Genomic DNA, 13,141 nt, shown 5'->3' on the forward strand with positions numbered 1-13,141 from the left:
CTCAGCCGTCGTCGCGCCCGTGCTCCGGCTCCTCGGTGAGCTGGTCCCAGTCCGTGGTCACCGGAAGGAGTTCCCCGGCCAGCCAGGCGGCGCTCTGGTCGTCGTGGTGCGGGTCGCCGGGCACCCCGCAGGCACCCAGCGGAACCACCCAGCGGCTGTCCTGGCGGCGACGCAGGTCCCACACGAAGCGCGCCGCAGGTCCGCGTGCGCACCGGTGGGTGACTCCGGGCACGCTGGAGGTGGCCAGCACGCAGTCGTGGTCGCCGTCCAGTCGGGGGGCGGGCCCGGCATCCGGATCGGGCAGCGCCCGCCACGGCGCCAGCCGGTGCAGGTCACCCCACCGCACCTGCCCGTCCGCCGCATCCGCGACCTCCTCGGCCGCCGCGCGGACCAGCGCGGCCACGTCCAGGCCCGGCAGCAGGGCGGCGCCGAGCAGGTGCTCCAGCGCGAAGCCGACCCGCGGCGTCAGCGCCAACCAGGGCGCGAACACCTCCGGGTACGCCGGCGGCTCGGCCAGCGTGGCCACCGTCGGGTGGGCGGCCAGCCGGCGCACGACGGCGGCCCGCAGCGTGGCGAAGTCCGCGGCGTCGGTGCTGTCGGCGGCCATCCGCCGGTCCCAGCGCAGCAGCCGGTCGCGCAGCGCGGCGGCGGCCGAGCCGAGCCCGGTCAGCCCGCCCAGCGCCGCCAGCAGCGGACCGGCCGAGCCGAGGTACGTGTCGGTGTGCACGGCGGCCAGCCGCTCGGCCGTCCAGCCGGTGCCGCCCTCGAGCAGCTCGGCGATCCGGCGTGCGCGATGCGGCGGGGCGAACTCGACCCCGAGCGGTGCCGCCAGCCCTCGCTCGTTGGCCATCACCGCGTACCCGGCCACCTCGGCCCGTGGCAGCGGCGCGTACCAGCCGCGCCAGGCGTGCTCGGCGCGCCAGGCCGGCACCACCCGCCGACCGTTGCCCGGATCCCGCACCGGCACCGCGCCGGCGACCCGATGCAGCAGCCCGCCGGCGGTGTCCGCCGCCTGCACCACGTTGACCGGCTCCACCCAGTGCCGCAGCGCCCGGTCGACGTCGGCCACGGACCGGGCGCGCAGCAGCTCCGGCAGCGCCGCGAAGCCGAGCTCGGCGCGGACCCGGGGCGGATAGCGGAGGCTGATCGCGGTCGGCTCGTCCGGCCCACCGACGATCACCGGACCCCGATCGGTCTCCATTACCTCGACCTCGACCGGGTCCGCCCCGGCCACCTCGATCGTCTCGACGTGGGTGTGCGCGGGTCGCCAGCCGTCCGGTCCCAGTGCGCGCACCGCCGGACCGTCGCGGCGCAGCCGCTCGGCGTACAGATCCTGGTAGTCGGCCATCGCGTTGGTGATGGCCCAGGCCACCGCGCCGGTGTGCCCGAAGTGGGCGATGCCCGGCACGCCCGGCACCGCCAACCCGACCACGTCGTACTCCGGGCAGGCCAGTCGGATCTGCTGGTAGACGCCGGGATCCTCGAGAAACCGGTGCGGGTCGCCGGCGAGCAGCGCGGCCCCGGTTGCGGTCCGCTCGGCGGCGAGCAGCCAGCCGTTGCTGCCCGCGACCGCAGGCCCGTCGGTGGCGAACAGGTCGATGGCGGCCGGGCCGAGCCGGTGCGCCACGTGCTCGCGCCAGAGCTTGGAGGGGAACCCCGCGAAGAGGATGTGGTGGCCCAGCCAGACCGCCAGCGGCGTCCACGGCTGCCACAGCCCGGGGGTCAGGCCGGTGGCGGCGAACTCCGGCGCCCGGGCCGCCCCGGCGCTGAGACCGGCGTTCACCCCGGCCACGTACGCGCCCACCCACTCGGCGGTCGCCGGATCGAGCGCGGCGTGGCAGCGGCGGGCGGTGTCGTCGAGCCGGACCTGCCGGGCGAAGCGGTCCCAGCCGAGCGCCTCGACACCGAGGAAGGCCGCGCTGGTGCCCTGCGCCCGGTGCCGCTCCACCTCGATCTGCCACGCCCGGTCGTACGCGGTCACCCGGCCCTGCGCCGTGGCCAGGGCGAGCGGATCGTCGGCCCGTAGGTGCGGCACGCCCCACCGGTCGCGGAACCGTCGGGAGGTCACGCCAGCTCCCGGGTGGGGGCGGTGGCGCGGCGCCGGGCGGCGGGGATGACCAGCGGAGTGCCGGTCTCGGGGTCGTCGATCACCCGGCAGGGCAGCCCGAACACCTCGGCCACCAGGTCGGCGGTGACCACCGAGGCGGGCTCGCCGGCGGCCACCACCCGACCGTCGCGCATGGCGATCAGGTGCGTGGCGTAGCGGGCCGCGTGGTTCAGGTCGTGCAACACCGCGACCAGCGTACGGCCCTGCTCCTCGTGCAGCCGGGCGCAGAGGTCCAGGATCTCGATCTGGTGGGCGATGTCGAGGTAGGTGGTCGGCTCGTCGAGCAGCAACAGCGGGGTCTGCTGGGCCAGCGCCATGGCGATCCAGACCCGCTGCCGCTGCCCGCCGGAGAGCTCGTCCACCGACCGGTCGGCGAGGTCGTCGACCCCGGTGGCGGCCATCGACTCCTGCACGACCCGTTCGTCCTCACGCGACCACTGCCGCAGCAGCCCCTGGTGTGGGTAGCGGCCCCGGGCGACCAGTTCGGCGACGCTGATCCCGTCGGGCGCGATCGACGACTGCGGCAGCAGGCCGAGGGTGCGTGCCACCGTCCGGGCGGGCAGGTCGTGGATGTCCCGGCCGTCCAACAGAACCGTCCCGACGGTCGGACGCAGCATCCGGGACAACGCCCGCAGCAGGGTCGACTTGCCGCAGGCGTTCGGACCGATGATCACCGTGAACGACCGGTCGGGCACCGCCACGGTCAGGTCCTCGGCGATGGTGCGCCGGTCGTAGGCGAGGGTCAGCGCGGTACCGCCGAGCCGGGATGTCATCGAGACTCCTTCGATCGTGTCGGGGATGGTCACAGCCGGCCCGCCCGGCGTTCCACGGCCAGCAACCAGACCAGGTAGCCACCGCCGATCACCCCGGTCACCACCCCGACCGGAAGCTGGTGCCCGGGGAACGCACGCTGGGCCAGCAGGTCGGCACCGACCAGCAGCGCCGCGCCGACCGCCATGGACGGCAGTAGGTTCGGACCGGGCGCCCGGGTCAGCCGCTTCGTCACGTGCGGCGCGACGAGCGCCACGAAGGACACCGGCCCGGCGGCGGCCGCCGCGAACGAGACGAGCAGCACCGCGGCGGCGAGCAGGATCAGACGCAGCCGGCGCACCGGCACACCGAGGGCGCTGGCCGTGTCGTCGCCCAGCTCCATCATCCGCAGCGCCGGACCGCAGCCGACAAGCACCAGCGGGGCCAGCACGGCGGTGACGACGAGCAGCGGCCCGGCGTTGGCCCAGCCCCGCCCGTCCAGGCTGCCGGTGAGCCAGAGCACCGCGCGGGCGGCGTCCATCAGCGGCGCACGGGTGAGCAGGTAACCGTTGACCCCGGTGAGGATCGCCGCGACGCCGATGCCGACCAGGATCAGCCGGAAACCGTGCACCCCGCGTCGCCAGGCGAGGGTGTAGATCACCAGGCCGGTGCCCAGCCCGCCGGCCACCGCCGCGCCGGCCAGGGCCAGACTGCCGCCTCCGAGGACGATCACCACCAACGCGCCGGTCGACGCGCCCTGGGTGAAGCCGAGCACGTCCGGGCTGCCGAGCGGGTTGCGGACCAACGACTGGAACACGGTGCCGGCAAGCGCCAGCGCCGCGCCGACCAGCAGGGCGGTGACCAGCCGGGGCAGCCGCAGCTCGTGCACGATGAACTGCTCCGCCGGGGTGCCGCCGCCGATGAGGGCGCGCAGCACGTCGGCCGCGCCCATCGGGTAGTCACCACTGCCGACGGCGACCAGGCCCAGCCCGGCGGCGAGCAGCGCGGCGCCGGCGCCGACCGCCAGCGCGCGGGGGCGGAACCGCAGCGAGAGCCCACCGGGGGTACGGAGAACGGTGCTGTGCCTGCCGGTGCGCCCGCTCACGGGTGGGCCACCCGTGAGCGGGCGACCAGCCAGAGGAAGAGCGGGCCGCCCAGCACGGCGGTCACCATGCCGACCTGGAGTTCGCCCGGTCGGCCCAGTACCCGGCCCAGCACGTCGGCGCCGAGCAGCAGCACCGGGGCGAGCACCGCGCAGTACGGCAGCAGCCAGCGCAGGTCGGGGCCGGTCAGGGCGCGAACCAGGTGCGGCACCAGCAGCCCGACGAAGACGATCGGGCCGCAGGCGGCGGTCGCGGCTCCGCAGAGCAGGGTGACCGCGACGATCACGGCGGCCCGGATCAGCGCGGGTCGTGCACCCAGAGCCCGTGCCGCGTCGTCGCCGAGCGCGAGGGCGTTCAACGGGCGGGCGGCGCCCAGCGCGACCAGCAGGCCGACCAGGATGAACGGCAGCACCCGGCTCACGGTCGCGGAATCGGTGCTGGCCAGTGAGCCCACCGTCCAGAAACGCAACCGCTCCAGCGAGGCGCTGTCCAGGAGCATCACCGCGCTCACGTACGAGTAGAGGGTGGCGTTCAGCGCCGCGCCGGCCAGCGCGAGGCGGGCCGGGGTGGCGCCGCGCCCGCCACCCACGGCGTAGACCAGCGCGGTGACCACCGCCGCGCCGAGCAACGCGAACCAGACGTACCCGCCGACGGCGGTGACGCCCAGGAACGCGGCGGCGGTGGCGACGGCGGCGGACGCGCCGGCGTTGATGCCGAGCAGCCCCGGGTCGGCCAGCGGATTGCGGGTGAGGGCCTGCATCACCGCGCCGGCGACCCCGAGGGCCGCGCCGGCGAGCAGCCCGAGCAGGGTGCGCGGCAGGCGCATCCTGTGCACCACGGCGTACTCGGCGGCGTCGCGGTGCAGCAACCCGGACCAGACGTCGCCCAGCGGCATGGCCTTCGCGCCGACGGCGATGCTGAGCAGGAGGACCACGCCCAGGAGGGCCACGGCGGCGACCAGGCCGGCGGCGCGGGTCGCCTGACGACCGCGACGCACCGCCGGTGGTCCGGAAGGGGGTGCCGCCGACCCGCTGGGCACGGGCCGCGCCGAGACGGTGACGGAGGGTGTGGCGTCCAGTGTGGGCTCCGGTGGTGTGGCGACACGAGGTACCGCTGTTGACAATGTCCGAGGTTAGGCTAACCTAACCCCGCTGCCCTGGTCGACACCGGCCAACCCTTGATCGAAAGACAACACCATGCCCGATTCCCTGTCCGCACGTCGCCTCTCCCGCCGTGGCCTTCTGGCCGCCGGCGGCGCCGCCACGCTGGCCGCCCTGCTCGCCGGCTGTGGTAAGGACGACGCCGCAAAGCCCGCCGCCAGCAACGGAAGTGGCCCCTGGTCCTTCACCGACGACCGCAGCACGAAGATCGAGGCGGCGGCCCGGCCGGCCCGCGTGGTGGCCTTCACCGGCGTAGCGGCAGCACTGATCGATTTCGGTCTCGACAAGCAGCTCGTCGGCGTGTTCGGTGAGACCAAGCGCGCCGACGGCACGGCCGAGCCGCAGGCCGGTGACCTGAACATCGACGCTGTGGAGATCCTCGGCAACGCGTGGGGAGAGTTCAGCCTGGAGAAGTACGCGGCGCTGCGCCCCGAGCTGCTGGTCACCCACATGTACGACCCGGACGCCCTCTGGTACGTACCGGACGAGAGCAAGGCCAAGATCCTGCCGCTGGCGCCGAGCGTGGCGATCACCACCGCCCGGGTGCCGATGACCACGCCGATCGAGCGGTACGCCGCACTGGCCGAGTCGCTCGGCGCGGACCTGTCCGCCAAGAAGGTCACCGACGCCAAGGTCCGCTTCGACGCCGCCGCCGAGGCGGTCCGGCAGGCGGTCAGGGCCAACCCCGGAATCAGGGTGATGGCCTGCTCCGGCAGCCCCGACCTGTTCTACGTCTCCAACCCGAAGGTGAGCACCGACCTGATGTACTTCGCCGAGCTGGGCGTCGACATCGTGGTCCCCACCAAGCTGGAGGCCGGCGACTACTTCGAGGCGCTCAGCTGGGAGAACACCGCCAAGTTCCCGGCCGACCTGCTCCTGCTGGACAACCGCAGCACCGCTCTGCAACCCAAGGACCTCGCCGGCAAGCCCACCTGGCAGCAGCTGCCGGCGGTCAAGGCCAACCAGGTGACCCCGTGGGACGCGGTACCCCGCTTCTCGTACGCCGGCTCCGCGCCGCTGCTGGAGAACCTCGCCACCGCCATCCGGGCCGCGAAGAAGGTCAGCTGACGCCATGAGTACGAGCACCGTCGAACCCGTCGTCCTCCAGTACCGCTTCTTCGCCGCGCACGTCGTACGGGTCCGCCGGGTCGGCGTCTCGCTGATCCGGGTGACCTTCGGCGGCGCGGAGCTGACCGGTTTCGCCGGCGGTGGCCGGGACCAGAGCGTCTCGCTGTTCCTGCCGCACCCCGGTCAGGGCGCCCCGGTGGTGCCGACCGAGCGGGGGGAGGACTGGTTCGGCGCGTGGCGGGCCCTGCCGGCGGACGTCCGCGCCGTGATGCGCTCCTACACCATCCGGGAGCACCGTCCCGCCGTCGAGGAGGTCGACATCGACTTCGTGGCCCACGGCGACACCGGCCCCGCCACGCGCTGGGCCGGCCGTGCCCAGGCGGGGGACCGGGTGCTGCTGCTCGGCCCCGCCGTGCACGACAACCGCAGTGTCTGCTTCCGCCCACCGGACGACACCGAGCTGGTGCTGCTGGCCGCCGACGAGACCGCGCTGCCGGCCGCCGCCGGCATCCTGGCCTGGCTGCCCGCGGGCACCCGGGTCCGGGCCTGGATCGAGGTGCCCGCCGCCGCCGACATCGTCGAGTTGCCCACCGAGGCGCAGGCGGAGATCAGGTGGATCGTCCGCGGCAACACCCCGGCGGGCAGCGACCTGCTGGTCTCCGCGGTCCGCGGCGCCCGGCTGCCCACCGGCATCCCGTACGCGTGGATCGCCGGCGAGTCCGGGGCGGTGCGGGCGCTGCGCCGGCACCTCGTCGGCGAGCGGAGCATCGACCGCCAGCGGGTGACCTTCGCCGGCTACTGGCGGCGCGGTGCATCCGAGGAGGATCTGCGCGCCGAGGCGCCGGCCGACCCCACCGCCTGAGCGGCGACCCATCCGAACGCAGCACCGCCCCCGGCGCCCTGCCCCGGGGGAGGTTTCGGCTGCTCATCGTCGAGAACGTGGAGGACTTCCCGTGACCGTGCCGACGTACCCCGTCGAGACCACCGCGCCGCCACCGGTGCGGGCCACCGCCGCGGCCGCCGCGCGAGCCCAGCTGCTGCATGACGGCTCGGTCGAGCAGTACCGGCGGACCCTGGCCGACGGCGTCGACCGGGTCGCCCGCCGGGTGGCCACCGTCGACCAGCCCGTCACCGGAATCACCCCGGCCGAGCTGGCGCCCCTGGTCGACCGCGTCGACCTGGACCGGCCGCTCGGCGACGCCGGCGCCGCACTGGACGAGCTGGAGGACGTCTACCTGCGCGACGCCGTCTGGTTCCACCACCCCCGCTACCTCGCCCACCTCAACTGCCCGGTAGCCATTCCGGCGCTGCTCGGCGAGGCGGTGCTCACCGCGGTCAACTCCTCGCTGGACACCTGGGACCAGAGCGCCGGGGCCACCCTCATCGAACGGCGCCTGATCGACTGGACGGCCACCCGGATCGGCCTCGGCCCGAACGCCGACGGCGTGTTCACCAGCGGGGGCAGTCAGTCGAACCTCCAGGCGTTGCTGCTGGCCCGCGAGGAGGCGTGCGCCGCCGCGATCGACCCGGCGGCCCGCGCCGAGCTGCTACCCCGGCTACGCGTCCTCACCTCCGCGGCCGGCCACTTCAGCGTGCAGAAGTCCGCCAAGCTGCTCGGCCTCGCCCCGGACGCGGTGATCGCCGTGGCCACCGACCCGCAGCGGCGGGTCCGGCCCTCCGCCGTCCGCGACGAGATCGCCCGGTGCCGGCAGGCCGGGCTGGTGGTGATGGCCGTCGTCGGCACCGCGGGCACCACCGACTTCGGCTCCATCGACCCGCTCGCCGAGCTGGCCGGGATCTGCGCGGCAGCCGACGTCTGGCTGCACGTGGACGCCGCGTACGGCTGCGGTCTGCTCGTCTCGACGACCCGCCGGCACCTGCTCGACGGCATCGAGCGGGCCGACTCGGTGACCGTCGACTACCACAAGTCGTTCTTCCAGCCGGTCAGTTCCAGCGCGCTGCTGGTCCGCGACCGGCGGGCGCTGCGGCACGCCACCTACCACGCCGACTACCTGAACCCGGCGCGGATGGTGGAGCAGCGGATCCCCAACCAGGTGGACAAGAGCCTGCAGACCACCCGCCGGTTCGACGCGCTGAAACTGTGGCTGACCCTGCGGGTGATGGGCCCGGACGCGCTCGGCGCGCTCTTCGACGAGGTGGTCGACCGGGCCGCCGACGCCTGGGAGCTGGTCAGCGAGGATCCCCGCTTCGAGGTGGTGACCCGCTCCTCGCTGAGCACCGTGGTCTTCCGCTACCTGCCCACCACCGGCCCGGGCCGCGAGCTGGCCGACGCGGCCAACCTGTACGCCCGGGAGGCGCTGGCCGCGTCCGGGCTCGCGGTGGTCGCCGGCACCCGGGTGGACGGGCGGCACTTCCTGAAGTTCACCCTGCTCAACCCCGCCACGACCGTCGAGGACGTCGGGCACGTGCTCGAACTGATCGCCCACCACGCTGGCCGCTACGTGTACGACCACACCGCCGCCGATCTGACCTGCCACGTCGGCTGACGCCGGTGAACCCGACCCCGCGCCTGGAGATCCCGATGTCCACCCACGACTTCATCGCCATCGGGCTCGGCCCGTACAACCTGGGTCTGGCCTGCCTCACCGCGCCGATCGACGAGCTGGACGGTGTGTTCCTGGAGGCCCGGCCGAGCCTGGCCTGGCATCCCGGCATGCTGCTGGAGTCGGCCCGGCTGCAGACCCCGTTCATCGCGGACCTGGTCAGCCTCGCCGACCCCACCTCGCCGTACTCGTTCCTCAACTATCTCAAGGAGATCGGTCGGCTCTATCCGTTCTACATCCGGGAGAGCTTCTACCCGCTGCGCAGTGAGTACGACGCGTACTGCCGGTGGGCGGCGGCGAAGCTGCCGAACCTGCGCTTCGGCCAGTCGGTGACCACCGTCGAGTACGACGACGCCGACGAACGGTACGTGGTTCGTGCCTCCACCGGGGCGGGGGAGAGCGTCGAGTACCGCGCCCGGCGCCTGGTGCTCGGCACCGGCACGCCGCCGCACCTGCCTCCCGCCGTCGCAGGGCTGCCCGGCGACGCGGTGCACAACTCACGCTACCTGGAGCACCGGGAGGCGCTGCGGGCCAAGCGCAGCATCACCGTGGTGGGCAGCGGCCAGAGCGCCGCCGAGATCTACCACGACCTGCTCGGCGACCTCGACCGGTACGGCTACCAGCTCAACTGGGTCACCCGCTCGCCGCGGTTCTTTCCGCTCGAGTACACGAAGCTGACCCTGGAGATGACCTCACCGGACTACGTGGACTACTTCCACGCTCTGCCCGAGGCGACCCGGTACCGGCTGGAGTCCGAGCAGAAGGGCCTGTTCAAGGGGATCAACGCCGACCTGATCAACGACATCTTCGACCTGCTCTACGCGCACAGTGTCAACGGACCGGTGAACACCCGGCTGCTCACCAACACCGAGCTGACCAGCGCCGAGCACGGCGACGGCGCGTACACCCTGGGGTTGCGCCAGACGGAGCAGGAGCGGGACTTCACCCTGCGGACCGAGGGGCTGGTGCTGGCCACCGGCTACCACTACCGGGTGCCGGAGTTCCTCACACCGGTGCGCGACCGCATCCGCTGGGACTCCCACGGCCGCTTCGACGTGGCCCGGAACTACAGCGTCGACCACACCGGGCGCGGCGTCTTCCTGCAGAACGCGGGCACCCACACGCACAGCATCACCTCGCCCGACCTGGGGATGGGCGCGTACCGCAACTCGTGGATCATCCGGGAGCTGCTCGGCCGGGAGCACTACCCGATCGAGAAGAGCATCACCTTCCAGGAGTTCGGCGCGCCCGCCGGGGGGATCTCGTGACCGTCGTCTTCACCCGCGTCGACGACCGGCTCGGTGAGTTCGCGCTGCGCACCCTCGACCCGGACGCCGACGCCGCGCTGCTGCACACCTGGGTGACGCACCCGAAGGCGGCGTTCTGGCTGATGCAGGACGCCGACCCGGCCGGGGTGGCCGAGGAGTACCGGCGGATCGCCGACCACCCGCACCACGACGCGTACCTCGGCCTGTGGCGTGGGCGACCCGCCTTCCTCGCCGAACGCTACGACCCGGCCCGCCACGAGCTGGTCGGCCTGTACGACCCCCAGCCCGGCGACGTGGGCATGCACTTTCTCTGCGCCCCCACCGGCACTCCGGCGCACGGCTTCACCCGCGCGGTGATCGGCACCGTTCTGGCCTGGCTCTTCGCCGACCCGGCGAACCGCCGGGTGGTGGTCGAGCCGGACGTGCGCAACACCGCCGTGCACGCGCTGAACGCCGCCGCCGGCTTCGAGGTCGTCGGCACCGTCGCCAAGCCCGAGAAGGACGCGCTGCTCAGCGTCTGTACCCGGGACCGGTTCGCCGCTGCCGAGCCCGCCACCGCCACCCGAGATGAAGGAGCCCCGGCGTGACCGCCACCGCCGTCCCGACCCAGCCGTCCGCCGCCGTACCGGCCGCCTCCGTCGACCCGGTGGGGCACCTCACCCCGCAGCGCTGGGCACGGGCCAACCGCCTGCTGGTCCGCAAGGCGTTGGCCGAGTTCACCCACGAGCGGCTGTTCACCCCCGAACCGGTGCCCGCGCCGACGGCGGACGACCGGCAGTGGTACGAGATCCGCAGCGACGACAGCGCGGTCACCTACCGGTTCGCCGCACGGGTGCTCGCCCTGGCGCACTGGCAGATCGACCCGGAGAGCATCACGCGGCACCGCGACGGCACGTCGCTGCCACCCGACGCGGTGGACCTGATCGTCGAGCTGCGCGACACCCTCGGTCTGTCCGCGCGGGTGCTCCCGGTCTACCTGGAGGAGATCACCTCCACTCTGGCCGGCACCGCGTACAAGCTGGCCCGGCCCGCGCCGAGCGCCGCCGAGCTGGCCGGGGCTGATTTCCAGACCATCGAGACGTCGATGACCGAGGGTCACCCCTGCTTCGTGGCCAACAACGGTCGGCTCGGCTTCGGCGTCGACGAGTACCACCGGTACGCCCCGGAGGCCGCCGCGCCGGTCCGGCTGGAGTGGCTGGCCGCGCACCGGGACCACTCGACGTTCAGCAGCGCCGCCGACCTCGACTACGACGCGCTGATCGCCGGTGAGCTGGACGCGGAGACCCGGGCGCGGTTCGCCGCCACGATGGCCGACCTTGGCCTGGACCTGGCCGACTATCACCTGATCCCGACGCACCCCTGGCAGTGGTGGAACAAGATGGCGGTCACCTTCGCCGGTGAGCTGGCCGAACGTCGGCTGGTGCACCTCGGCCCCGGGCCGGACGACCACCTGGCCCAGCAGTCGATCCGCACCTTCTTCAACGTCACCGAGCCGAGCCGGCACTATGTGAAGACCGCGTTGTCGGTGCTGAACATGGGCTTCATGCGCGGGCTGTCGGCCGCGTACATGGCGGCCACCCCGGCGATCAACGACTGGCTGGCCGAGCTGATCGCCGGCGACGAGGTGCTGGCCGGCACCGGGCTGACCATCATCCGGGAACGGGCCGCGGTGGGCTACCGGCACCGGCAGTACGAGTCGGCCACCGACCGCACCTCGCCGTACCGCAAGATGTTGGCCGCCCTGTGGCGGGAGAGCCCGGTGCCCGGCCTGGCGCCGGGGCGGCGACTGTCCACGATGGCCGCGCTGCTGCACGTGGACAGTGCGGGCGGCTCGCTGGCGGCGGCGTGGATCGCCCGCTCCGGCCTGGCGCCCGAGGTGTGGCTGCGCCGCTACCTGGACGCCTACCTGACCCCCCTGCTGCACAGCTTCTACGCCCACGACCTGGCGTTCATGCCGCACGGCGAGAACGTCATCCTGGTCCTCGACGAGCGGGACACCGTGGAGCGGGTGATCTTCAAGGACATCGCCGAGGAGATCGCGGTGATGGGCACCGAGATCGAGCTGCCGGCGGCGGTGGAGCGGATCAGGGTCGAGGTGCCCGACGACACCAAGCTGCTGAGCATCTTCACCGACGTGGTCGACTGCTTCCTGCGTCACCTCAACGCGGTGCTCGTCGAGGCCGGTGTGCTCGCCGAGGAGGACTTCTGGCGTACGGTCGCGGCCTGCGCCGCCGACTACCTGGACCGGGTGCCGCACCTGGCCGAGCGGGCCCGCCGCTACGACCTGTTCGCCGCGGAGTTCACGCTGTCCTGCCTCAACCGGCTGCAACTGCGCGACAACCAGCAGATGATCGACCTGGCCGATCCGTCGGCCGCCCTGCAGTTCGTCGGCACCCTGACCAACCCGCTGGCCCCCTACGCCCCGGCCCGCTGACGGCGAGACGTCCGCGTATGCGGCTGAGGCTGTCGCACATGGTCAGGACGCTCGCCGACGGGTGCAATGGAGGACATGACCGAGACCACACGACCCGTCCTCGTCCTGGGCGGCGTGCGATGAGCTTTCTGCGCACCGCAAGCCTGTTCGCCGCCACCCTGACCACCGGGCTGACCGCCGGCCTGTTCGCCGCGTTCAGCTACGCGGTCATGCCGGGCCTGGGCCGAACCGACGACCGGACGCTGGTGCTCGCCATGCAGCGGATCAACGAGTCGATCCTCAACGGATGGTTCGCGCTCTGCTTCGGCGGCGCGCTGCTGTTCACGCTGCTGGCGGCGGCGTTGCATGTCGGCGCCGGGCATCGCGCGGTGCTGCCGTGGGTCATCGCCGCGCTGGTGCTGTACCTGCTGGTGCTCGGCGTCACGGCGGTGGTCAACGTGCCGCTCAACGACGTGCTGGCCCGGGCCGGCGACGTCGACCGGGTCGCCGATCTCGCCGCACTGCGGCAGCGCTTCGAGGTGCCCTGGGTGCGCGGGAACGCCGTGCGTGCGATCGCTTCGACGGCCGCGTTCGGGCTGCTCGCCGGGGCCCTGGTCGGGCCGGGACGGCTGCCCGGCTGATTCCACCGTGCCTGTCGACCGGACCGATCGAAATCATCAGATGAATGTGGTGTTTCCTGGGGCGGGT

General features: G+C 73.3%; 11 protein-coding genes. 7 read left to right on the forward strand and 4 right to left on the reverse strand.

The window, feature by feature from the left end; translation table 11 throughout:
- Position 1 precedes the first annotated feature (1 nt).
- Genes ACLJN9_RS00280 through ACLJN9_RS00295 form a run of 4 tightly spaced genes read right to left on the reverse strand, consistent with a single transcriptional unit; the run spans position 2 to position 4,957 of the window.
- Complete coding sequence (locus tag ACLJN9_RS00280; RefSeq protein WP_410808904.1) at positions 2–2,068, reverse strand: penicillin acylase family protein; 2,067 nt, start codon at positions 2,066–2,068, stop codon at positions 2–4.
- On the reverse strand, positions 2,065–2,880 hold the full coding sequence (locus ACLJN9_RS00285) for an ABC transporter ATP-binding protein (RefSeq protein WP_410808905.1): 816 nt from the start codon (positions 2,878–2,880) through the stop codon (positions 2,065–2,067). The genes ACLJN9_RS00280 and ACLJN9_RS00285 overlap by 4 nt, the downstream gene beginning before the upstream one ends.
- A gap of 29 nt (positions 2,881–2,909) precedes the next feature.
- On the reverse strand, positions 2,910–3,962 hold the full coding sequence (locus ACLJN9_RS00290; protein ID WP_410808906.1) for a FecCD family ABC transporter permease: 1,053 nt from the start codon (positions 3,960–3,962) through the stop codon (positions 2,910–2,912).
- Positions 3,959–4,957, reverse strand: coding sequence for a FecCD family ABC transporter permease (locus tag ACLJN9_RS00295; RefSeq protein ID WP_410808907.1), 999 nt, complete (start codon positions 4,955–4,957; stop codon positions 3,959–3,961). The genes ACLJN9_RS00290 and ACLJN9_RS00295 overlap by 4 nt, the downstream gene beginning before the upstream one ends.
- A 199-nt stretch (positions 4,958–5,156) precedes the next feature.
- Between ACLJN9_RS00295 and ACLJN9_RS00300 the strand changes: the two genes are divergently transcribed.
- The 7 genes from ACLJN9_RS00300 (at position 5,157) to ACLJN9_RS00330 (ending at position 13,074) form a co-directional block, all read left to right on the forward strand.
- On the forward strand, positions 5,157–6,188 hold the full coding sequence (locus tag ACLJN9_RS00300) for an ABC transporter substrate-binding protein (RefSeq protein WP_410808908.1): 1,032 nt from the start codon (positions 5,157–5,159) through the stop codon (positions 6,186–6,188).
- A 4-nt stretch (positions 6,189–6,192) separates the two neighbouring features.
- Positions 6,193–7,050, forward strand: coding sequence for a siderophore-interacting protein (locus ACLJN9_RS00305; RefSeq protein WP_410808909.1), 858 nt, complete (start codon positions 6,193–6,195; stop codon positions 7,048–7,050).
- Positions 7,051–7,141: 91 nt separating this feature from the next.
- Positions 7,142–8,695 (forward strand): pyridoxal phosphate-dependent decarboxylase family protein, encoded by a 1,554-nt coding sequence (locus ACLJN9_RS00310; protein WP_410808910.1) that lies wholly within the window; start codon positions 7,142–7,144, stop codon positions 8,693–8,695.
- Between the two features lie 35 nt (positions 8,696–8,730).
- A complete protein-coding gene (locus tag ACLJN9_RS00315; RefSeq protein ID WP_410809507.1) occupies positions 8,731–10,020 on the forward strand; it encodes a lysine N(6)-hydroxylase/L-ornithine N(5)-oxygenase family protein in 1,290 nt (429 codons plus the stop codon).
- A complete protein-coding gene (locus ACLJN9_RS00320; protein WP_410808911.1) occupies positions 10,017–10,607 on the forward strand; it encodes a GNAT family N-acetyltransferase in 591 nt (196 codons plus the stop codon). The genes ACLJN9_RS00315 and ACLJN9_RS00320 overlap by 4 nt, the downstream gene beginning before the upstream one ends.
- The gene (locus tag ACLJN9_RS00325; RefSeq protein WP_410808912.1) at positions 10,604–12,454 is read left to right on the forward strand and encodes an IucA/IucC family protein; all 1,851 of its coding nucleotides are present in this window, start codon (positions 10,604–10,606) and stop codon (positions 12,452–12,454) included. The genes ACLJN9_RS00320 and ACLJN9_RS00325 overlap by 4 nt, the downstream gene beginning before the upstream one ends.
- A 119-nt stretch (positions 12,455–12,573) precedes the next feature.
- Positions 12,574–13,074 carry a DUF1772 domain-containing protein gene (locus tag ACLJN9_RS00330; protein ID WP_410808913.1) on the forward strand — a complete coding sequence of 167 codons (501 nt, stop codon included), beginning with the start codon at positions 12,574–12,576 and terminating at the stop codon, positions 13,072–13,074.
- Positions 13,075–13,141: the final 67 nt, after the last annotated feature.

The organism is Micromonospora sp. 067-2, assembly GCF_046549295.1.
Lineage (GTDB): Bacteria > Actinomycetota > Actinomycetes > Mycobacteriales > Micromonosporaceae > Micromonospora.